Below are 22104 nucleotides of genomic sequence, written 5' to 3' on the forward strand. Positions count from 1 at the left end.
CTTCTGCCACCGCACGCGAAGAAAGCTTACTATATTTTGCACTATAATATTAGTCTTCTAGCATTAAACCGCAGGACTCATACTTACTTCTGTTGTTATTACAAGCCGGCACTGTTGCCGCTATACTTAAATTTTGAAGAGTAAAAGTATGAGTGGAATGGAGAGAGGTGCCTTGCCCCTAAACTAACACCAAAGCTGGGAGTTCCGGCAAGTGACTAAAGTAACAGAAGATATATTAGCCCTTATAGTTAGCTTCACCAACTATATAGAAGAGCCGCTAACAACAGTTTATACTTACAGATATGAATAAATTGCGCTCCTACCCAACATGGCAAGCAGATACTGACAAAGGAACTGGCGGGGATAGTGCTAGTGCAGAAATATACAACTTTCGTTGGCGACTGTGCATTTATGATTTGCTGGTAATCTCCCATACCGAACTGCACAGCCACACTTTAATGCCAACTCATACTTTTGGGCAAAAAAAAAAGCTCCACAAAATGGAGCTTTTTTAAGCTTACTATATGACGTTCACAGTTATTCTTTTTCAGATGAGTCGGCTGCTCCGCCTTTCTCATTCATTCTTACTACCCCTGACTGGCCTTCGGCATTGGTCATTTTGATTTCATAAACCGCCTCCGCGTTGGCAGCGCCTTCTGTTGGGGTTACTTTATAAATTTCGCCCACTGTCCAATCTTTATACACATCGCTCTTCAAGGCGTTTTGTACTGCTTCCGGTAGTTGGTCCTGGGTTACCGCTTCGCGGTTTTCGTTAGCATTCTGCTCTTGCATCTGCTCGCCCTGCTGCTGGCCTTGTGTTTGCGTTTGGCCCTGCTGCGTTTGTGCATTTGCTTCTAATGAAGTAAATCCTAATATGGCTATTGCTGCTGCAAAAAATGTCGCTTTTTTCATAGTTATAGTTGTCGTATTTCAAATAATCTGATTTATACTGTATAAGAACCGTGCCAAACCCATACATACTCTCAAAACATCGCTTTAAACGCCGTTTTAAAGCTTTTTATTCGCAAATGAATTCAAATACTCTATAAACAACCTGCTAAAATATTCTACAATGTGTGGATATTATCCACAGACTGTTATGCAACAAGGGGCTAAATTGTGGCAGCAAAGAGGCTCCCTAAAAAGGCTAACCAAAGTATGCCGGAGAAGTATAACAGGAAAGATCTAAACTATGAAAACAATGGAATGTAATGTAGGATTAGTAGAGCAGAAGGCGCGCGTGCTGGCAGGGCTTGCACTTATAGGTATTGGCGCCTACTATAATTCAAAGCCGCTGGCTGCCGCTGGCCTGGTTCCTATCCTTACGGGTATGCTGCGGTGGTGCCCCATCAACGCGGCCCTGGGATACAGCTCCTGCGCTGAAACAGCCAGAGGCAATAAATAATTTTTTCTCGACTATCAGCCCCTGCAGAAGTATGGAAAAGAAGCCGATCCTGGTATACGACGGTGCGTGCAGCTTCTGCAAGTATTGGGTAAACAAGTGGCGGCACAGAACAGGCAGCCGCATTACGTATGTGCCTTTTCAGGAGGTGCCCGATCCCTTTCATGGCGTGTCGCGGGCGCAGTTCCAAAAATCCGTTTACCTGATTACCCCCTACGAGCAGCGGCTGCATGGGGCGGAGGCAGTGGCGGCGCTGCTGCAGCTAAGCGGCTTCAGCGTGTGGCACTGGATCTATCAGCGTGTGCCCCTGGCTGGTAGCCTGGCAGAGGTTGGCTACCGCATTGTGGCTAACAACCGTGATGCTTTTTACAAGCTCACAAAGCTAGTTTTTAAAGATGCCTGACGAAGGCTGTACTGTATACTTATCGGAACGATGCGCGAAGTTATACTTTATATTGCCGTCAGCCTGGATGGCTATATTGCCCGCACCGATGGCAGCACCGATTGGCTGGAAGCGCCAGCGTTTACCTTGCAAGATGAAGACTTTGGTTACAGTACTTTTCTCCAAAGTATAGATACCACGCTGATGGGCTACAACACCTATCAAACCATCCTTAACTTTGCCGGCCCCTTCCCTTACTCCGGTAAAACAAACTATGTTTTTAGCAGGTCGCCGGAGGCCGACACGGCACAGGTAAGTTTTATACCGCAAGAGGAAGCTACAGCCTTCGTGAAGCGGTTAAAGCAGCAAAGCGGGCAGGCTATATGGCTTATTGGCGGCGGAAAACTGAACACAATGCTGCTGCGGACCAATCTTATAGATGAAATTATCCTGACGACGGTGCCGGTCATACTTGGAGCAGGCGTCCCTTTGTTCGCCACCGGTGCCCCGGAGCGGCAGTTAGAAGTGCGGGAGAGCAAAACATACCCGATCGGCTTTGTACAGCTAAGGCTGAAGCCATAAAAAAGCGGCCTACCCTGCAGTTTTCTTATAACGCAAGGTAGGCCGCCAATATGTTTGGGTGATCAATCCTATACTTCCACCATATCAAACCATAGCTATACTAGCGCCGGTCTGTCGTCGAGGTTGCAGCTTGGATACTCAGGGTCGTGCCTGTGCTCTTTTTCCAGCCTGTGCTTCCTCAGGATGCGCTCCTCGTCCATCATTTCCTGGTTCAGAGCGTCGGTAAAATCCCTTGTAAAGCCCATGCTGTCGTCTACTGAACTTAAGGTGTAGTTCCAGGTGTCTGATATCTCACCTGTAGACCTTCTCCTATGTCGTCTCATGTCTCTCGCTCCTTTCCAACTGTGCACCGGAGGCACAGGTACACAATTTTAAATTTTACATATTTATTTGCCTTTATCTATAGTATTATACGAAAAAAGCGCCACATAGTGCAACTAAGGCTTGGGTTTTGATGCAATTATTCTACCAGCAAAGTTAATCTACCGACAAGGGCTTTTAGGGCCTCTATCAACCGTTCGCAGGCAAGTAATAATCTTTCACGCTAAAACCTACACCCGCTGTTATAGAAAAACTACTGAAATCTGAATACAATAAAACCGGCCTGTGCAGAGACAGGTCTGCACAGGCCAGTTTTGTATGTCACTCGCAAGTCTTACTTCTTCTTTTTGGCTTTAGCTTTTGCCTTTTTAGACTTGGCCGCCTTCACTTTTTCATCTGTCTGCTCCGCCTCTTTAATCAGGGCTTTCCAGTCATACTTGGCATCGGCGCTGAAGTCGAGGGTGGCCTCGTAGTCCTCCTTCTCCACCTCCAGCACCTTAATGTCTTTGGTCAGGTACTGCTGAATCTCCTCCAGTATAGGCCGCTCCTCCAGGGAGCAGAAACTCACGGCAATGCCTTTCTCGGTGCCACGGCCGGTACGACCCACGCGGTGCACGTAGTTTTCGGGCTGCTCCGGCAAATCATAGTTCACCACATACTCCACGTTCGGTATATCGATGCCGCGGGCGCTCACGTCGGTGGCGATCAGCAGCTTCACCTCGCCTTTCTTAAACTTGCGCATCACGTCGAGGCGGTCTTTCTGCTCTTTGCCGCCGTGTATACTTATCGCCTGAATCCCCACACGCTCCATGGCCGCCACCACACGCTCGGCGCGTACTTTGGTGCGCACAAAGGCCAGTATCTTCTTGTCCGGATTCTGCTTCACCACCCTCTCCAGGAAAAAGCGCTTATCCTCCATCTCCACGTACATCACGGAGTGGTCCACGTTTTTGGAGACCGGGTCTTTCGGGGAGATCTGGATGCGCACCGGCTTGTTTACCAGCGAGTAGGCCAGCTCCTTTATTTTCTCGTTGATGGTGGCCGAGAAGAACAGCGTCTGGCGCTGGCGCGGCAGCTTAGTGATGAGCTGGCGGATGTCGTGTATAAAGCCCAGGTCCAGCATGTGGTCGGCCTCGTCCAGGATCAGCGTCTCCACGCGGTGCAGGTGGATGTGGCCCTGGCTCACCAGGTCGAACAGGCGGCCCGGCGTGGCCACCAGCACATCAATGCCATCCTCCAGCTTCGCGATTTGCGGCCCCTGCTCCACGCCTCCGAACACGCAGAACGTGGTCACGCGGGTGCCGCGGCCGATCTCATTAAACACTTCTGTAATCTGCAGCGCCAGCTCCCGCGTCGGCACCATCACAATGCACTTAATGCCGTCGCCGCGCTTGCGGTTCTTGCTAAACTGCAGCCTGTCGAGCACCGGGATGGCGAAAGCGGCTGTCTTGCCCGTGCCCGTTTGGGCAATGGCCAGCACGTCCTCCCCCTTCATGATCGGCGGGATGGCCTTGAACTGGATATCGGTTGGCTTTTTAAAGCCCAGTTTGCTCAGGCTTTTCTTTATCTCGTCGGAGATGCGGTAATCTTCAAACTTCATGGTAATGGCATTTATACTTGGCTTCGCCAACTCGCTCGGCTTAACCCTGATGCAAAGGTAGGGTTAATTGTTGATTGTTGGTTTTTCTTATTACTGATGCCGACACAGCGGTGTTGCCCTGCTCCACCCTTTGCCTCCGTTTAGGCAACGTTTAGCCCGCAGCTTCTCCCCTCTCACAAAAATCCGAATTAAGCCAAAACTTTTTTGATAGTAATACTATTATACATGAAAGCATTTAAAAACTATTTCCCTGAGAAGCGGTTACAAAGTTTAAAAACGCATCCGCAGCAAAGTATAAAACACCCAAACCATGACCACCAGCATACAGATAAACCTGAAGCACCAGTCGTACCTGCGTGAGCCGGAAGCGACGGAATTGGGCCGAAAAATTGTTTCTGAAAGTATAAACCTGATAGACGGGCTGGGGTTTGAAGACTTCACCTTTAAAAAGCTAGCCGCCGAGATTGGCTCTACCGAGGCTTCGGTGTACCGCTATTTCGAGAACAAGCACAGGCTGCTGGTATACCTGGTGTCGTGGTACTGGGCCTGGCTGCACTACCTCGTCATCTTCCAGACGCAGAACATAGCTGACCCGCGCGAGCGCCTGGCCCGTGCCATAGAGGTGATCACCAAAGCCGGCGAGGCCGACGACCCTGCCGTGGCACACATTGATGAGCGCGTGCTGCACCGCGTGGTGGTGGCTGAGTCGTCGAAAGTATACCATACCAAGGAGGTGGATGCGGAGAACAAGGCTGGCTTTTTTCTGGAGCTAAAGCACTTTTGCCATTACCTGGCGCTGCTCGTGCTCGAGATCAACCCGGCATTCCCTTACCCGCACGCCCTGATGAGCACCATGCTGGAAGCTGCGCACCAGCAGCTGTTCTTTGCGCAGCACCTGCCCTCGCTAACTGATGTGCAGGCCGAGCGATACACGGAGACAGTGGATTTTCTGAAGCAGATGGTTTTTGCCGCCATAGACCAACACCTGAACTACCGCTAAAAGATGGACGCTACCAAACCAAAAAAGCAAATGACGCCCCTGCAGCGTTTCCTGAACCTGCTCTCCATCGAGCGCCGGGAGATCATGTATATGTATGTATACGCCGTGGCCGCCGGCCTCATCAGCCTGATGATTCCGCTGGGCATACAGAGCATTGTGGGCTTTGTGTCGAGCGGGCAGGTTACGACCTCAGTGGTGGTGCTGATCAGCCTGATCGTGCTGGCCCTGCTGATTGTGGGCGGCCTGCAGGTGATGCAACTGTGGCTGGTGGAGTTTATACAGCAGCGCCTGTTTGCCCGCACCGCCTCCGAGTTTGCCTACCGCATCCCGCGCTTTCAGCCCGAGGCGCTGCTGCAGTACAACCCGCCGGAGCTCATGAACCGCTTTTTCGACGTGCCCATCCTGCAAAAAGGGATAGCCAAGATACTCGTGGACTTTTCCACGGCGGTCATCCAGATCGTTTTCGGCCTGATCCTGCTCTCGTTCTACCACCCATACTTTATTTTTCTGGGCCTGCTACTCATAACGGTGCTGGTGCTCATCATCTGGGCCACCGGCGGCAAAGGCATCGACACCAGTGTAAAGGAATCGAAGTATAAGTATAAGCTGGTGGCGTGGCTGGAGGAGATGGCGCGCTCGCTGAGCACCTTTAAGCTGGTGGGCCATACTAACCTGCCCATGGAGCGCACCAACAACTATGTAAAAAGCTACCTGGACGTGCGCCGCGAGCATTTTAAGGTACTGATGACGCAGTACTACAGCTTCGTGGGCTTCAAGACCTTTATTACGGGCGGGTTGCTGGTGCTGGGAGGTATCCTAGTGGTGCAGCAGGAAATCAACATCGGTCAGTTCGTCGCGTCCGAAATCATCATCATCCTTATCATGACGGCCGTGGAGAAGATCATTATTAAGCTGGACACGGTGTACGACGTGATGGCGAGCCTGGACAAGATAGGCCAGGTAACAGACCTGCCGGTGGAGGAGGTGAAAGGCATAAAACTGGACGAGCTGCCCCTGAATGGCGGCCTGAGCCTACAGGCCCGCCAGCTGGGCTACAAGTTCTGGGATACCAAAAAGGTAGCCCTGGAAGACCTTACCTTTGCCATACAACCGTCGCAGCGCGTGTGCCTGGCAGGTTTTAACAGCTCCGGCAAAAGCACGCTGATAAGTATACTGCTGGGGCTCCTGCCCTCCTATAGCGGCACCCTGAGCTTCAACGGCATCTCCATGCACGACCTGCACAAAGGCAGCCTGCGCAGCCTTATCGGCGACAACATCAGCAAGGAGCAGGTGTTTGACGGCACCCTGATAGAAAACATCACCCTAGGCCGCCAACTGCCGATGCAGGACATACTTTGGGCTGTGGAGGTTACCGGCCTTACGCCGTTTGTGCACTCATTGCCCGATGGCCTCCACGCCTACCTTACCGGCGGCAGTATGCGCCTGCCTGGCAGCGTGGCGCGCAAAATAGTGCTGGCCCGCAGCCTGGTGCAGCGCCCCAAGCTCCTGATCGTGGATAATTTCTGGGCAGGCATGGCCAAGAAAGATAAGATGGAGCTCCTGCGCCTGCTCACCAGCCCGCAGTTCGACTGGACCATGATCATCGTATCTAACGACAGAGAGGTGATGCGCCTGTGCGACCGCACGCTCCTGCTGCAGGACGGCCGCTTGGTAGCCAACGGCAGCTATGAGGAGATAAAGGAAATGGGTGTTCTGCAGGAGTTAACCGACGTAATCAGCTAACTTATGGCTACCGAATTGAAAGAGTTTGACAATACCGAGAAGCAGCACCTGGAGGTGATGGATGAGGTGCAGACGCCGCACCTGGGCCGCACGCTCGCCTTCTGGATCGGGGGCATTTTTCTGATCCTCATACTTTCCCTGTTCCTCCCCTGGACGCAGAACATCCGCTCGCAGGGCACCCTTACGGCGCTTACCCCGCAGGACAGGCCGCAGACCGTGGAGGCCACCATCGCCGGCCGTATTGAGGAATGGCACGTGATGGAGGGGGCGTTCGTGAAAAAAGGCGATACCATTGCCAGCCTATCAGAGATAAAGGAGAAGTACATGGACCCGAACCTGCTGACGCGGCTGGAGGAGCAGGTACAGGCAAAAGAAGGAGCTGTGGAAGCCAACCTGGCGAAGGAAAAAGCTATGCAGGAACAGATAAGCGCCCTGCGCGAGGGGCTGACCTTCAGCCTGCAGAAAGCCCGCAACAAGGTAGCGCAAACACGCCTGAAACTGCAAAGCGATAGCATGGACGTGGTGGCGCAGCGCACCGAGCTGGCCATTGCCGAGTCGCAGTTTGAGCGCCAGGAGAACCTGTACGAGCAGGGCCTGAAATCGCTGACGGAACTGGAGCAGCGGCGCCTGAAGCTGCAGGAGGCACAGGCCAAGTTGCTTTCGCTCATCAACAAGTATGAGGCCACGCAGGCCGAGCTGCAGAACGCCCGTACCGAACTAAACTCGCTTCAGGCGGAGTATGGCGATAAGATCGCCAAGGCCGAAGCCGAGCTCAGCTCCACCCGCTCCTATACTTTTGCCACGCAAGCCGACGTGGCCAAGCTGCAGAACGAGCTCAGCAGCACCCAAGTCCGGAGCCAGTATTACCAAATTGTGGCGCCGCAGGATGGCTATGTGGTACAAACGCTAAAGGCGGGTATAGGTGAGACGATAAAAGAAGGCGAGCCGCTGGCCACCATCATGCCCCGCGACCCGGACCTGGCCGCCGAACTATACATTGATGCCCTGGACCTGCCCCTGATAAAGACTGGTGACGAGGTGCGCCTGCAGTTTGAGGGTTGGCCTACGTTGGTGTTCTCCGGCTGGCCGGGGGCAAGCTTCGGCACTTTTGGCGGCAGGGTGGCCGTGATAGATAACACCGGCACCAACGGCCGCTACCGCATGCTGGTAATACCCGACCCTAACGCAGAGCCATGGCCGGAGCCACTGCGTGTGGGCTCGGGCGTGTATGGCTGGGCGATGCTGAAAACCGTGCCGATCTGGTATGAGCTGTGGCGCCAACTCAACAACTTCCCGCCAGACTATACTGAGGGTAAAGGCGCTTCGGCAACAGACAAAAAGACAACAGCAGACGGTAAAAAGGAATAACCTACAGCATGCGCATCAACATCAACATAAGGGCACTTTTGCTTTTTGCGGCTCTGTTTATACTTGCCATGCCCACCATTAGGGCGCAGCAGCCGGACTCGGTGCAGCAGGTGCTCACGCTGCAGGAGTTTTACCAGATCGTGCTCCAATATCACCCAGTGGCCTCGCAGGGGGCGCTATTGCCTGAGCAGGCGCGGCAGGAGCTGCGCATCGCCCGCGGCACCTTGGATCCTGTTATCTCCAGTAAAGTATACCGTAAAGAGTACGGCGGCAAGGAGTACTATCAACTCTGGAGCAATACCTTGCGCGTGCCGCTGTGGTTCGGGCCGGAGCTAAAGGCAGGCTTTGATAAGAACAGCGGCGCCAACCTCAACCCCATGGATTACACTTCCTCCGAAGGCCTGAGTTCGGTGGGCATTTCGGTGCCGCTGGGGCAGGGCTTGTTTATAGACGAACGGCGCGCTACCATCCGGCAGGCCCGCCTGATGCAGGATGTGGCCGAGGCAGAACGCGTAAAACTCATAAACAAGCTGCTGCTGCAGGCCACCAAAGATTACTGGGACTGGCTTTTATACTTCAGGCAGGTGCAGTTGTACCAGGAGGCGGTGGAGCTGGCGGAGTTCCGGCTGCAGGCGGTGCGGGCGCGGGTGCAGGAAAGCGACCTGGCGGCCATTGATACCGTGGAGGCGCTGACGGAAGTACAAACGCGGCAAGTGCTATTGCAGGAGGCGCAGCTAGGTTATAACAACGCCCGCCTGATGGTGGCCACCCACCTCTGGGCCGAAGACGAAACGCCACTGGAGCTGCAGGAGACAACCACCCCTGCCCTTACCGGCAGTGAGATTGTTCCGCTACCTCAAAATGAGCTGCAACAGCTGTTGGAAACGGCCAAAGCCAATCACCCCGACCTGCGCAAACTCAGCCTGAAGGGCGAGCAACTGCAACTGGACCGTCGCGTAGCCGCCGATAAGCTGAAGCCCAAGCTAAACGCAGAGTATAACCTGCTGCAAAGCGATTTTTACATGCGGCCGGAGGCGATAGACCGTGCCTACATGGGCGAGAACTATAAATTGGGTCTCAGCTTTAGCCTACCCCTTTTTCTACGGGAAGAGCGCGGAAAGCTGCAGCTTACCAAAGCCAAGCAGCAGGCAAACGCCCTGGAGCTAACCCAAACCACCCGCGAGGTAGAAAACAGTATTCTGGCAGCTTACAACGAGTGGCTGGCGCTGGAGGAGCAGATACGGCTGCAGGAGCAGATGGTGGAGAACGCTAACACGCTCCGCAACGGCGAAGCAGTCCGCTTCCAGAACGGCGAAAGCTCACTGTTCCTGGTTAACTCCCGCGAAATGAAGCTGATGGAGGCGCAGGTAAAACTTTATACTCTCCGCGCCAAGTATGCCAAGGCCCGCACCTTCCTCTACTGGTCTGCAGGAAGTATAGAAGTGGAGTAGCTTGGTTGTTGGGGTCAGCCTTCTGCTGCGGAAGGCGTATACCGGCTCCACTTTCCCTCTGGCGCAAATGCCTTTATACTTTCATAGCCACTGCTTTCTGCGACTTGACACAAGCTATACTTTCTAGCTGCCGATTATACTCAGTCTTACAAGCGTCCTTTTCCATAGCTAGCTTTGGTGCCCTCCTAGGCCGGGAGGCCTCGCCTTCGGGCATCGCGCTGGGAGCTTTTCCTGCCCTCGTGCCTCGGGCTGCCTCGCCTCCGGCTCAGCACCGGAAAAACTCGCATAGGCGCTCTTGTCGAGGGCCCCTACCCCACCCAAGGACTGGGATCAAGTTCGGTGGCCACGGCTGATGCAACTAGAACCGGACTCCCTCTCCTGTTCTTAGGGGAGGGTTGGGGAGGGGTTTGTAGGGACAGGTCGCGACCTGTCCGCGCTATACCGTCAGCTATGAAACTTTTACTTTTGAGCTAGCAGTAGCAAAATTCCTCTCCTTAGACAAGGAGGGGCAGGGGTGGTTGGACCCGGTAAAGCCATGAAGAAGAGCAGCTACCTTCCCCAACAACGAACCAACCCCACTCCACAAAGCAGAGCCCAGATTCTGGAGCTGTATACTTTTATAAGAACATAAGAAATCTATGTTCTTATATTTACGCCACAAACCTACACTAACATGAAAACAAGCTGTTCCCACTCAGGCGCTAACTCGCCTTTTCCTTCTCTGTCATTTATTATTCTATCTTTTATACTTTAATTCAATGAAACAACTTTACACCCTTGTACTTGTGCTGCTGGTAAGCTGCGCAACGGCTTTCGCGCAGGATGCCGCCAAAACAAACGACATCAGAGAGCTGCTGCGCTTAACAAAGTCCGGTGAGTTGGGCATGCAGGCAATAAAAGGCAACATGGCGGCCGTGCGCAAGGCAAACCCATCCGTTCCGTCCGAGGTATGGGACGAGTTTGAGAAAGGCTTTTCGAAGGAAGACCTCGTTAACATGACTGTTCCGATCTACGACAAGCACTTCACCCACCAGGAGATAAAAGACATGATTGCGCTGTACAAAACGCCACTTGGGCAGAAAATGCTGGAGAAGATGCCGCTGATCTTGCAGGAGTCCATGGTGAAAGGGCAACAGTACGGCCAGGAGGTGGCCATGCGTGTTATCCAGAGAATGCAGGCAGAAGGCAAGCTCCCGCAAAACTAATAGGCAAACTAGCAAAAGCTCAGGCGCCACACCCTATACTTTAGGAGGTGGCGCCTGATGTATTTATACCTGAAGCGTAATCAGCCTTTCCTGCCGAACCACTCCTGCACCGAGGTAGCTACTTTGGCAAAATCGCTACCGCCGGAGCCGTAGGTGTCGTAGGCGAATTTGAGGATGATGCCGGCAACCACCACCAGGAACAGCACCCGCACAAATCCCACGCCGCGCTTCAGGGCCGTGCGCGTACCCAACTGCGAACCGATGATGCTGCACGCTGCCATCGGCACCGCCACCTGGTACAGCACATGCCCGTTCCAGGCAAAGTATAGCAGGGCAGATAGGTTCGTGGCCACGTTCACCACCTTGGCCGCCGCCGAGGCCGCCAGAAAGTTGAAGCCGAACAAGCCGATAAAGATAAAGATGAGGAAACTACCGGTGCCGGGGCCGAAGAAGCCGTCGTAGAAACCTATGCCGCCCCGATCAGCAAACCGTACAGCCGCTCTTTTGACTCGGTAAGCTTGGGCGCGTGCAGCGAGCCGAAATCCTTCCTGATGAACGTATACACCGCCACCAGCGCCAGCAGCACCAGGATGAGCGGCTTCAGCAAACTGGCGTCGAGGTGGCTCAGGGCGCGGGCACCCAGAAACGAGCACACAAAGGCCGCCGCTGCCGCCGGAAGTATAGCCAGGTAATTGATCCTGACGCTGCGCACGTACTTTACCATGGCCGCCGTGGTGCCCGCAATGCCCGCAAACTTGCCCGTGCCGAACACCGTGGGCAGCGGCACGCCCGGCAAAAACACGAGCAGTGCCGGCACCTGTATCAGTCCGCCGCCGCCCACCACCGAATCGATAAAGCCTGCCATAAAGGCGAACAGGCACAGGTAAACAATCTCTTCCACAGAAGTATAAAGTATAGAAGCGGCGCAAGTTACAGCGCAGTTCCCTTACCTGACTCTCCCCCGCCTTAAAATTTTCTGATTGATTTTTACTAAGCCTGATGGCACTTCTACAGCCTCAGCAATGCTGAGCTTTTGCACACCCAAAACAGATCGCCTGTAATTAAGAGATTCTTTGTTTATACGTTGCTGCTCTAATGCCTGGCCTTTATGGCCGCAGCAAGAGCGGCAGCACCATAAAGGAAACGTGGATAACCCAATGTTCTTCGCGTCCCTCTGTTCAAAGCTCAACTATACTTCCTCTTTTTAAATTTCCTTTCTATAAGCCGCTTCCGGCACCTTGTAAAAATTGTACAATATTTACGAATATATATCAAATGTTATATTTTAAGTTTCTATATTCGCGGCCTCAATTATTAACCAATTTATATGAAAACATTTTTACTCGCGCTCTCGGCTTGCACGCTAGCCGCTCTCACTTCCTATGGGCAAACTTCTCAGCCAGACAGTGTTGTTGTGTCGCCGCTGAAGCCACTGGCTGGAAAATTGGCCACAGAGCTAAACGTGAACCCTTTTAACGGCACGATCAGCTTAAACAACTCACTTAACCAACTAAAGTTCCGCTATTTCGCCAAGACTGATTTGGCCTTGCGCCTGGGCTTTAACGGTAGCAAGGATAGCAGACGGCTGGAAAGCTCTAACGCCTACGGCACCAACGCCTATGACAACAAGGACGAGCGCAGCAGCTCTACCATTGGGGTAAATGCCGGCATCGAAAAACACTTTAAAGGCACCAGAAGGCTTTCTCCTTACATCGGGGCTGATCTTGTGCTTGAGAAGAGGACATCAGAGCAAGAGATTACCTCCGGCAACAGCACCACTACCATAACCGGCGCGTGGCGCGAGAGCAGCTACTCAAGTGGCTATCCGTCACAGACGTATTATACTTTCATGCAGCAGGGCTACTCCCGCTATGGCTTAAACTTAGTGACTGGCTTCGACTTTTACATGGCAAAGAACCTGTTCTTTGGCTATGAGGCAAGCTTCGGCTTCAGCAAAAGATCAATGGATGACATAGAGGTGAAGCAAAGTGACTCCTCCAACTCTCCATCCAATTCTGCTGATGTTACTAACACGTCCTTCTCATTTGGCCCAAGCCTGATGAATGGAGTTAGAATAGGGTATGTGTTCTAAGGGAAAACGAGGTACAGTTATGCGTTTATATACTTTAAAACACCCCCTCCTGCTGGCCTTGTTCTCTATTTTGCTGCTACAGGCTTGTAAGAAAGACGAGGTAAACCATCCGGAGGTAGAGACAACAGAAGTAACAGCCCTTTCACCAACAAGCGCCAGGTTAAAAGGCCATATCACCAACAAGGGCGACTTTAAGATTATTGACTACGGCTTTGTATATGGCTATAACTCTGACCTGAGCGAAACCAGAGGGGCGAAAGCCTCTTTGGGGAAGGATGCGCAGGTGGGGGACTACTCTAAGGATCTAACTAACCTGAACATCTCAGGTTACAACTACGACCGCACCCTGTATGCCAGGGCTTACTTAACGAATGAGAAAGGAACGGTCTTTGGCCAGGTATCCTCCGTGGTGCTGCCGTCGCCTAACGTGCAGGGCATTTCTCCTGGCAGCGGCAAGGCAGGCGACAGAGTTACTATAACCGGTAATTTCTATAGCAACAACACAAGCGAGGTAGAAGTGTTGTTTGGCAGCATAGCGGCCAAGGTGCTGGAGGTTTCGCCATCTAAAGTTGTGGTGGAGGTACCAAGCGGCATCTCCTTCAACAGCTATTACAGCTATAACCAAGTGCAGGTAGTGCTCAGGATGGCAGGCCAGACTTATAACGTAACGTCTAACTTCAAGATAATATCCACGATTAAGGACTTTACCCCTACTACAGGTCCCTTAGGCACCAGTATCACTATCACCGGGGAAAACCTTCCTTACTCCTCTTATTATTACTCAGGTTATGTTAGGGTCTACATGAACGGAACGGAGGTGTCTGTTTCTAACTACAGCCCAAGTAGCCTTCAGGTACAGGTGCCCTACACCTTAACCAGCGACAAGGTAACTATATCAGTACTAATTGACGGTGTGACCACTGTTTTGCCCGGTGAGTTCGTCATAACGCCACACACAGTATCCTCCATATCGCCCGCTTCCGGCTTAACAGGAAGCTCCTTTTCTGTTTTTGGCAACTTCCCTTATAATTACAACAGCAACATATCGGTTAAGCTTGGCGAAATACCTGCCAGTGCCTCTGTCGTGTCATCGGGGCAGCTCACCGTAACAGTACCTCATGACCTGCCGGCCGGCAGCTATAAAGTAAGTGTTACGGCAGGGCCTCATACAGTGGATGCGCCTGAACAGTACCAGGTACTCTCTCCTGAGATCACAGGATTTTCGCCTGCTTCCGGCGGTATTGGCAAAGAGGTCGTGATCAATGGCCGTTTTTTGCCGAACCAGTACTATCAGGTATACTTTGGGTCGGTAGCGGTAACCACCCGTAGCTATACAGGAAACGCACTTCGGGTTTATGTTCCGTCAGGTATAGAGGCGGGCAAGGTGAAAATAGCTGTAAAGCACGGAAACCAGCTAATAGAGGCAGAGGATGAGTTTACTGTGCTGGCCCCGTCCATTGCTTCTTTTTCCCCAGCCTCTGGCGTGGCAGGCTCAGTGGTAACCATAACAACTTCTGGCTTTACACCTAGCTCCTATACAGCTGTGAAGTTCGGCACAGTGCCAACCTCGGTACTAGGTGTCACTGAAAACACCATACGCGCCGTAGTTCCTTCTAACGTAACTGGCTCTATGAAAATAAACGTTGTCCATAACGGGCAAACGCTTATAAGCCCTGACAACTTCGTGGTAACGAACTAGCTTTAGCAACTACTCCTAAATAAAAACGGCCTCTTTAACAGGGGCCGTTTTTATTTTTACACGAGGTATTATTTAACCAAACTGTGGATAACGCAGGTTTTCCACACAAGTTGCTAACATATTTAGCTGCACTCCAAAAATTTTAGCTACTCTTGCTAAGAAAAGTATAATCAGAACCTGCCCCCCACTACGACCTTCTCTTTATACTCACCCTTTTCCCCGTTCAGCCCGAACAACTCGATGTAGAAAAGGTAGTAGCCGATATTGGCCTTGGCCCCATCCTCGCGGAGGCCGTCCCAGCGGAAGAAGCCGTTTGCCTCCAACAGTTCGTTGCGCACCAGCTTGCGTATTTCGCGGCCATTGGCATCGAAGACCGTGATGTTGGCGACCAGCCCGGTTTTGTCGGTGCGGTAGTTGATGATGGTAAAATCCTCGTAGCCATCGCCGTCAGGCGAGAAAACCTTGGACGAGATCTCAAACACCCGCTGCGCCTGCACCTCCTCCTGCGATTGCGAGTTTTTATACCCCGGCGTGGCAAAAACCGTGGTGGCCGCCGAGTGGAAGTTGCCGGCCATACTTGGCCCCTCCAGTCGCACCCGCTCCAGCGACACGCCGTTCACATCGTCCAGCAGCTCGAAGTGCATCTTCTCATCATAGCTGAACCTGTCCGACACTTCGCCATCCGGCTGCAGCACCACCACGGTTCCGGCATCGTCGGGGTAGCTGGGCAGATTGGCCATGCGGATAAAAGTCTCCTGCCGGGCCAGCGGGTAGTTTTGCTTGATATTGTCGGGACTGGAGGTGAGCACCGCGTATTGCCCCGGCGCCAGCACGTAGTTGGCCGTCGTTATATTTTTGATATTGCTGATGGTGTCGCCGGAGGTGTTGGCCAGTTTCCAGTCTTTTAGGCTGATGTATTTGTCGCTGCGGTTGACCAGCTCCACAAAATCGGCGCCGCCGGTGCGCGGGTTAAACAGGATTTCGTTGATCACCACATCGCCGGGCGCAGGTGCGGAGGGCAAGGCAAAAGTATAAGTCAAGGGCTGCGGATTAGAGTTGCCGGCGCAGTCGGTTATACTTTGGGCAGTTAACGTATACTCCTGTCGCTCCTGCAACTGGTCGCCAAGTAGAAGTATAACTTCCGTGAACAGCGGCCCCTGCACCTGAACTTGCTTTATACCTATACTTGGGCTGAGGCTGTAGTCGGCTATACTTGCGGCCTGCGTGCTGTCGAGGCGCTCGTTGAAGCGGAGCAGCAGCTTGTCTGGCGCAGTGGCGGTGACGTCAACAAGTATAGGCGGCGTGTTGTCGGGGTTAGAGGCGGCTACGGAGTTGGCCTGCGCGGGTGTGCCGCCGCGCGAGTCTTCGGAGGCAGCCCAGTTCTCCACGCCACCGCAAGGGTTGTTCACATCGATCATCTCCAGGCTCCAGCCGCCCTCGCTTTTGCCGCTGTTCTTGTACCAGGCATCACTGTAGTTGACATCATAAATGAGTTTACCGTTGGGCTGGCGCAGCTGCAGCAGCTCGCCGCTGTTGTTGAGGCTCGGAAAATTACTGATACCGATCACGTTGCCGTACCCGCTGAAGTTTGTAACCTGGCTGGTGGGCACCACTACGGTATACTCCTGCGGCAGCAGCTGCACATCCGGAAAGGTAGCCGTGGAGGTAGCGTCGGAGTAGCGGATGCCCTGCAGCTGCAGCACTTTGTCGGTGGGGTTGTAGAGCTCGATATATTCCTGCGCCGGCAGCCCCACCACCGGACTCTCATCGACCATGATCTCGGTGATCAGCAGCTCGTTATAGCCGGGCAGCACGGCCGGAGGTATAAAGCTGAAACTGGAAAGTATAGGCTCAGGAATTGCGTTGCCGTACAGGTCCTGCAGGTTAGTTATACGTAGTTCATTGTTGCCGCTCCGGAAGCTCTGGCTAAACACCAGCCGCACCTTCTCCGGCTCTACCAGTTCCGCGAGGAGCGGGTTTATACTTCCGTTCAACGTATAATTTGCCAGCTTCTGCGCCTCTTCCGGCTGCAGCGGCTCACTGAACTGCAGCGTCAGCTCCTGCGGGTTGATAGTCTGCAGCTCTTGCAGCACCGGCGGCGCGGTGTCGGTAATGCGAAAATCATCGAAATAGAATTTCTGGCTGTTGGCGGAGCTATACTTCAGCAGCACGCCAAAGTATGCCGAGCGGGTGTAGGTGGCGTCAGTGGTCGTGCCCTGGCTCACGTAGCTATCGCCGGTGCCGGTCACGTCTATACTTAGTTCCCACTCGTGGGTTATACTCCGGGTTACTTGCACGCGCACCACGTTATTGCTGGAAGCCACGGTTTTGTCCTGGCCGTCAACAATCTTCACGGCAGTTTTGCCGGCGTCTTTCCGGAACAGGCTTACCTCATCGGGCGTGCCGCCGATGCGCACAAAGTAGCCGCTGGTGCTGTTGCTTTTTAGGTCCCCGGCGTCGGAGGTGAGCCATACATCGGCGTAGTTACTGGAGGAGGTGGCCAGTTTCAAATTTGCCCAGAACTCCCAGATAGTGCCCACCGCTGCCTGCGATGGTGTGGCGAGCTGAAGTATGGTTCCGGTTACGGCGGGCCCATTGCTTTGCAACTGTTTTTGGGAGTTGATGATAAAGCTATCGGTGTTTCCGCTCCAGGTGGGGTTTTGGGTGAAGTCGCCGTCGGAGAAATCATCATGCAGCTGGGCGGCGGCGAAGTATGGCAGGAGAAACAGGAGTAAAAGTATGGTTAAGCCTCTGCTGCTCTTGTTGCTTTGTGCAGTGCCGAGTCCAACCATCCCTGCCCCTCCTTGTCTAAGGATGAGAGTTTTTATAGCTGATCGGGCAAGTATACTTTTTGTTTCTTTGGTAATAGCTTGGCGTAAAGTTTGTTCCATGCGCAGAAATTGTGGTGAAAACTTACGAACTTAGCAGCCGCATCAGCAATTACTCCCTACATTTGAGCAAACGCAAAGACGCTCCCAGGTCTTTCAGACGCCGTGAGGTCGGGTACCATGCAACCTCTTTTGTATTTTTAGAACTATTACGGGATGCTGGGGCGTTAGTTAAGGAAGTTAAAGAGTTTGGGAGTTAAAGAGTTAGTTCTTTTGTAGGGACAGGTCGCGACCTGTCCGAATCGTACCCCAACAATTTACCCATTCATCCATTAAACAATTAAATATATACCCTAAATGAAAGTAGCAGTAGTAGGCGCTACCGGTTTGGTAGGCGGCGAAATTTTGAAAGTACTGGCGGAGCGCGACTTCCCGGTGACAGAGTTGATGTTGGTTGCTTCTGAGAAGTCTGTTGGTAAACAGATGGAGTTTAAGGGTAAACAGATAAAGGTTATCGGGATGCAGGACGCGATTGCGGCTGCCCCGCAAATTGCCATTTTCTCTGCCGGCGGCAGCACCTCTACGGAGTGGGCCCCGAAGTTTGCCGAAGCAGGCACCGTGGTGGTAGACAACTCCTCGGCCTGGCGCATGGATCCTACCAAAAAGCTGGTGGTGCCGGAGATCAACGCCAAAGAACTGACGAAAGAAGATAAGATCATTGCCAATCCGAATTGCTCCACCATCCAGATGGTGGTGGCCCTGAACAAGCTGCACGAGGAGCTGCAGGCAAAACGCATTGTCGTGAGCACCTATCAGTCGGTGACAGGCACGGGCGTGAAGGCGGTGGAGCAGCTGATGAACGAGCGTGCGGGCAAAGAAGGTGAGAAAGCCTATCCTTACCCGATCGACCTGAACGTGCTGCCGCACATCGACGTGTTCCAGGACAACGGCTATACCAAGGAGGAGATGAAGATGATCCTCGAAACCAAGAAGATCATGGGCGACGACTCCATCCGTGTAACGGCCACAGCGGTGCGCATACCGGTAATGGGCGGCCACTCGGAATCGGTGAACGTGGAGTTTGAGAAGGACTTTACGCTGGACGAAGTATACCGCATCCTGAACCAGACAGAGGGCGTGAAGGTAGTAGACGACGTGAAAAATCTGCAATACCCGATGCCAAAAGACGCGCACGGCAAAGATGAGGTGCTGGTAGGCCGCATACGCCTGGACGAAACGCAGCCAAGAACGCTGAACCTATGGATCGTGGCCGATAACCTGCGCAAAGGCGCTGCCACCAATGCCGTGCAGATTGCCGAGTACCTGGTGAAGCACGAGCTGGTATAGTTTTTTAGATATTAGACGCTAGATACTAGACGTTAGACTTATGACAACACGCTCTTCCGGACTTCCCAGTCCGGAAGCGAACTGACGGGGACTTCTTAGTCCCCGTTTTTTTATTTTGCGGGAAATGCGGATTAGGAAATCCGCTGCAGGTATGGTTTCGGACTGGGAAGTCCGAAACAGCGGGGATAGTATAAATTTTCTATATTACTATTTGTATGAAAAAACTGATACTTCTTTTACTACTCCTGAATTTTACCACCGCTCAGGCACAGGTTGCCATTATTCAGGATAAAGATGGCTTTACAAGTGTGCGGGAAAAGCCTAGCAGTAAAGCTCAAATCATCCACCAACTAAAACCTAACGAGGTCTTTTGGTATAACTATGATGAAAATAATGCCAACGGAGACTGGGTAGCTGTTTTCATTCCAACAAATAAATATTCTTTGAATGGCAACCTCTGTTCTACACAGCCATACTTCACAGGCTATATTCATAAAAGCAAACTTCTACCCCTGGATAAGCTAAAGCCATACACAAGCTTAGGATTTACCTTCCATTATTCAACAAAAAAATTTGATCCTAATTCCCACTACATTGATTACAGGGACGGGAAAATAGTTACTGCAGTAGATGGCAGGCACCCTTGGGGCACTGACGGGAATATGCCAGTAACGGAAGTTGAAGCTATGGTAGTAAGTGTAAATGGTAAAAGTATAGATGTACCCAAACACTTGTATATGGACATTTTTGAGTGTGACAATGAGTTTCAGGTTTATGAAAACGGCGACACATACTTTGTGCACCAGTGGAACAGCGATGGTGCCGGTGCCTATGAAATTGTTTGGGTCCTAACAAATTGGGGATTAACTCAAAGGTTGGTGGGGAACATGATTTAACTTGTTTCGATTTCCAGCTAAAGTACATTAGAACATACTAAGCTAAACAATATATGCCCCATACCGCAAGTTTAGCGACAGCGCAACTTGTGGCTACCTTGGCAGCAGTTTGCGACTGCTTTGCTTTACAAAAGCAAGACCGACAACAACTGAAGCCATACTTTATACTTTAGCAAAGTATAAACGCACCTAAAGTATACTTTTTCTGCTAATGCAGCAGGCAAGTTTCAAACTTGCCTCATGAACTGCCACATTTACGCTACCGCTAAACTTGCGGCAGGCCAGAAGACGCGAATTCCCAATCCTGAAAATCCTGATCTAAAAATCTACCTTGTACAAATCTTCCATCTGGCGCTGTGTTACAAACGTTGGCATGGCCCGGAAAAGGGAATTGCGCAGGCGGCCCAGCAGCGGGTGGCGCCAGTGCGCTACCTCGCCCAGCCTCCTCGATAGCTCGATCACTTTGGCAGTTCTGGGCATTCGGCGCTTTTCATACTTTGTAAGTGCTTTTGCCAGGTCAGGCTCCTGCTGCAGGCACTGCGCCAGCACCACGGCGTCTTCTATGGCCTGGCAAGCGCCCTGGCCCATGTTGGGGGTCGTAGCATGGGCGGCATCACCCAGTAAAACTACACGGCCAAAGACAAAATGCTTCAGCGGCTTCAGGTCGGCTATGTCGTTCCAGATGAGTTGGTCCGGGGCAGTAGAGGCCAGCAGCATCTCTACCGGCGAGTGTACTTTCTCGAAATGGCGGGCCAGCTTTTCAGGCGTCATGTGGCGCATCTTCTCATCGCGTTGCGGGGCATTGATGCAGGCATACCAGTAAATCTTGTCGCCCTGCAGCGGAGCGATGCCCACCCTGCCTGCCGGGGCCCAGGTCTCAGCAGAAATCATGTTGTTGATGTCTACGCCGGGGTTATCCACCACAGCGCGCCAGCAAGTATAGCCGGCGTAGCGCGGGACGCTTGCTGGCGCCAGCTGCTGCCGCACCACCGAGCTAATGCCATCGGCGGCAACCAGCAGGTCTGCCGTGTCGGAGCTGCCGTCGGTAAACAAGGCTGTTACCTGCTCCCCCTCCTGCCGTACCTCCTCGCAGCGCTTGCCCAGCACCAGCGAGCCCGGATTCAGGTGGTTGCACAGTACCTCGTGCAGGTCGGCCCGGTGGACGACAAAGTTGTTGATGCCATACTTGTTGCTCAAGGAGCGGGTATCCATGTTGCTGATCACCTTGCCGTGCTCATCGAAAATAACGAGCGCCTCCAGCTGCTTGCCGCGCGCCACCACTTCCTCGGCCACGCCTAGCCGCGCCAGGCCCTGCATGGCGTTGGCAGCCAAGGCAACCCCGGCCCCAAGCCCCCTGATTTTGGGTGCTGCCTCGTACGCGGTTGTCGCTATGCCTGCTTTCTGAAGGGCTAGGGCCGTACACAGCCCCCCGATACCGCCTCCTATCACAATGGCTTTCATATAGCTAATGCTTTGTTTTCACCAGCCCGGCCAAATACTTTGCGCAGGGCTGTGGTATTACTTTTTTATACGGTTTCGATCAGGTTGTAGCCTCTTATTTTGGCCTAACAAATATGCCGCTGCACAAAAAAAGCCGGCGTTAAACCGGCTTATACTATTCTGCCACTGTGGCCTCCGCTTCCGGGCACTTACTGCCCATCAATTCCCGCACGTTATCGAGGCAGGCCACCGGAATAAAAGTATAGATTTCCTGGTCGCCGCTGCAGTACTTAAAGCTTGCAAAAGCAGCGCGGCTTTTCGGGTAGATCCACCTATCATCGCCGCAGCCATACACAAACAGCGGAAAGTCCTTATAGTAGTAGTCCACGTAGCTCACCACTTCCTGGCCTTTCACGAACAGCAGGCGGCGGTGCTCCTCCGGCACCTCAGAGCCGCTCCACTCAAACCCAAGCACATCGCTGATGGCTGCCTCGTCCTCGTTTGGCTGAAAGAAGTACATCCTGTCCCAGTCAAAATCAGTTAGCGCGGCCATATCGATGGTTTTGTAGCCTTCCGGTCCGGCCTCTCCTTCGGTAACGGCGGCTTGCAGTTTCTCGCGCAGCGAGTCGTTGCTGCCACTGCAGCCGGCCAGCCAGAGCAGCGCCAGCAGTGGCAAGAGGTATCGTTTCATCAAAATTTATACTTTATACATTGTGCAGCTGAAGGTACGGCTTTCGGCTATACCTTA

The 22104-nt window shown here is 52.8% G+C and carries 21 protein-coding genes; 13 read left to right on the forward strand and 8 right to left on the reverse strand.

Annotated features, from left to right (window positions below; all coding sequences use genetic code 11):
- The first annotated feature begins 302 nt into the window (after nt 1-302).
- A complete protein-coding gene (locus tag FJM65_RS07655; protein WP_140620912.1) occupies nt 303-515 on the forward strand; it encodes a hypothetical protein in 213 nt (70 codons plus the stop codon).
- A gap of 22 nt (nt 516-537) precedes the next feature.
- On the opposite strand, the gene FJM65_RS07660 is transcribed toward FJM65_RS07655, so the two are convergent.
- Nucleotides 538-912 carry a hypothetical protein gene (locus tag FJM65_RS07660; protein ID WP_140620913.1) on the reverse strand — a complete coding sequence of 125 codons (375 nt, stop codon included), beginning with the start codon at nt 910-912 and terminating at the stop codon, nt 538-540.
- 280 nt (nt 913-1192) lie between these two features.
- Here FJM65_RS07660 and FJM65_RS07665 point away from each other — a divergent pair, with 280 nt between their 5' ends.
- From FJM65_RS07665 to FJM65_RS07675, 3 genes are read left to right on the forward strand one after another with little or no spacing between them, the layout of a single operon-like run.
- A complete protein-coding gene (locus FJM65_RS07665) occupies nt 1193-1405 on the forward strand; it encodes a YgaP family membrane protein (RefSeq protein WP_239022871.1) in 213 nt (70 codons plus the stop codon).
- A 31-nt stretch (nt 1406-1436) separates the two neighbouring features.
- Nucleotides 1437-1805 carry a thiol-disulfide oxidoreductase DCC family protein gene (locus tag FJM65_RS07670; protein ID WP_140620915.1) on the forward strand — a complete coding sequence of 123 codons (369 nt, stop codon included), beginning with the start codon at nt 1437-1439 and terminating at the stop codon, nt 1803-1805.
- Between the two features lie 30 nt (nt 1806-1835).
- Entirely contained in the window at nt 1836-2366 is a 531-nt protein-coding gene (locus FJM65_RS07675; protein ID WP_140620916.1) for a dihydrofolate reductase family protein, read from the forward strand.
- Nucleotides 2367-2461: 95 nt separating this feature from the next.
- Here FJM65_RS07675 and FJM65_RS07680 read toward each other — a convergent pair whose 3' ends face one another.
- Both FJM65_RS07680 and FJM65_RS07685 read right to left on the reverse strand, forming a co-directional pair.
- A complete protein-coding gene (locus FJM65_RS07680; protein ID WP_140620917.1) occupies nt 2462-2689 on the reverse strand; it encodes a hypothetical protein in 228 nt (75 codons plus the stop codon).
- 332 nt (nt 2690-3021) lie between these two features.
- Complete coding sequence (locus tag FJM65_RS07685; RefSeq protein WP_140620918.1) at nt 3022-4287, reverse strand: DEAD/DEAH box helicase; 1266 nt, start codon at nt 4285-4287, stop codon at nt 3022-3024.
- 310 nt (nt 4288-4597) lie between these two features.
- Between FJM65_RS07685 and FJM65_RS07690 the strand changes: the two genes are divergently transcribed.
- The 5 genes from FJM65_RS07690 (at nt 4598) to FJM65_RS07710 (ending at nt 11054) form a co-directional block, all read left to right on the forward strand.
- Entirely contained in the window at nt 4598-5287 is a 690-nt protein-coding gene (locus FJM65_RS07690) for a TetR/AcrR family transcriptional regulator (RefSeq protein ID WP_140620919.1), read from the forward strand.
- A 3-nt stretch (nt 5288-5290) separates the two neighbouring features.
- Nucleotides 5291-7030 carry a peptidase domain-containing ABC transporter gene (locus tag FJM65_RS07695; RefSeq protein WP_239022872.1) on the forward strand — a complete coding sequence of 580 codons (1740 nt, stop codon included), beginning with the start codon at nt 5291-5293 and terminating at the stop codon, nt 7028-7030.
- A gap of 3 nt (nt 7031-7033) precedes the next feature.
- Entirely contained in the window at nt 7034-8398 is a 1365-nt protein-coding gene (locus FJM65_RS07700; protein WP_140620920.1) for an HlyD family secretion protein, read from the forward strand.
- 8 nt (nt 8399-8406) lie between these two features.
- Nucleotides 8407-9849, forward strand: coding sequence for a TolC family protein (locus tag FJM65_RS07705; RefSeq protein WP_140620921.1), 1443 nt, complete (start codon nt 8407-8409; stop codon nt 9847-9849).
- A gap of 758 nt (nt 9850-10607) precedes the next feature.
- The gene (locus FJM65_RS07710; RefSeq protein WP_140620922.1) at nt 10608-11054 is read left to right on the forward strand and encodes a DUF2059 domain-containing protein; all 447 of its coding nucleotides are present in this window, start codon (nt 10608-10610) and stop codon (nt 11052-11054) included.
- Nucleotides 11055-11134: 80 nt separating this feature from the next.
- Here FJM65_RS07710 and FJM65_RS21510 read toward each other — a convergent pair whose 3' ends face one another.
- Nucleotides 11135-11458 carry a TSUP family transporter gene (locus tag FJM65_RS21510; RefSeq protein WP_394348134.1) on the reverse strand — a complete coding sequence of 108 codons (324 nt, stop codon included), beginning with the start codon at nt 11456-11458 and terminating at the stop codon, nt 11135-11137.
- A 62-nt stretch (nt 11459-11520) separates the two neighbouring features.
- Nucleotides 11521-11955, reverse strand: coding sequence for a sulfite exporter TauE/SafE family protein (locus tag FJM65_RS21515; protein ID WP_239022873.1), 435 nt, complete (start codon nt 11953-11955; stop codon nt 11521-11523).
- Nucleotides 11956-12381: 426 nt separating this feature from the next.
- On the opposite strand from FJM65_RS21515, the gene FJM65_RS07720 reads away from it, so the two are divergent.
- A complete protein-coding gene (locus tag FJM65_RS07720; protein ID WP_140620923.1) occupies nt 12382-13146 on the forward strand; it encodes a hypothetical protein in 765 nt (254 codons plus the stop codon).
- A gap of 19 nt (nt 13147-13165) precedes the next feature.
- Nucleotides 13166-14845 carry an IPT/TIG domain-containing protein gene (locus FJM65_RS07725; protein ID WP_181163667.1) on the forward strand — a complete coding sequence of 560 codons (1680 nt, stop codon included), beginning with the start codon at nt 13166-13168 and terminating at the stop codon, nt 14843-14845.
- A 170-nt stretch (nt 14846-15015) separates the two neighbouring features.
- Here the strand turns inward: FJM65_RS07725 and FJM65_RS07730 are convergent, their stop codons facing one another.
- Nucleotides 15016-17736, reverse strand: coding sequence for a lamin tail domain-containing protein (locus tag FJM65_RS07730; RefSeq protein ID WP_239022874.1), 2721 nt, complete (start codon nt 17734-17736; stop codon nt 15016-15018).
- 294 nt (nt 17737-18030) lie between these two features.
- On the opposite strand from FJM65_RS07730, the gene FJM65_RS07735 reads away from it, so the two are divergent.
- Entirely contained in the window at nt 18031-19020 is a 990-nt protein-coding gene (locus FJM65_RS07735) for an aspartate-semialdehyde dehydrogenase (RefSeq protein ID WP_140620925.1), read from the forward strand.
- 215 nt (nt 19021-19235) lie between these two features.
- Complete coding sequence (locus tag FJM65_RS07740) at nt 19236-19916, forward strand: hypothetical protein (RefSeq protein ID WP_140620926.1); 681 nt, start codon at nt 19236-19238, stop codon at nt 19914-19916.
- A 318-nt stretch (nt 19917-20234) separates the two neighbouring features.
- Here FJM65_RS07740 and FJM65_RS07745 read toward each other — a convergent pair whose 3' ends face one another.
- Both FJM65_RS07745 and FJM65_RS07750 read right to left on the reverse strand, forming a co-directional pair.
- Nucleotides 20235-21377: an FAD-dependent monooxygenase gene (locus FJM65_RS07745; protein ID WP_140620927.1), complete on the reverse strand. Its 1143-nt coding sequence runs from the start codon at nt 21375-21377 to the stop codon at nt 20235-20237.
- Nucleotides 21378-21531: 154 nt separating this feature from the next.
- Nucleotides 21532-22047, reverse strand: coding sequence for a lipoprotein (locus FJM65_RS07750; RefSeq protein ID WP_140620928.1), 516 nt, complete (start codon nt 22045-22047; stop codon nt 21532-21534).
- Between the last annotated feature and the right edge of the window lie 57 nt (nt 22048-22104).

Origin of the sequence: Pontibacter mangrovi, from assembly GCF_006385705.1 — a bacterium.
Classification (GTDB): domain Bacteria; phylum Bacteroidota; class Bacteroidia; order Cytophagales; family Hymenobacteraceae; genus Pontibacter; species Pontibacter mangrovi.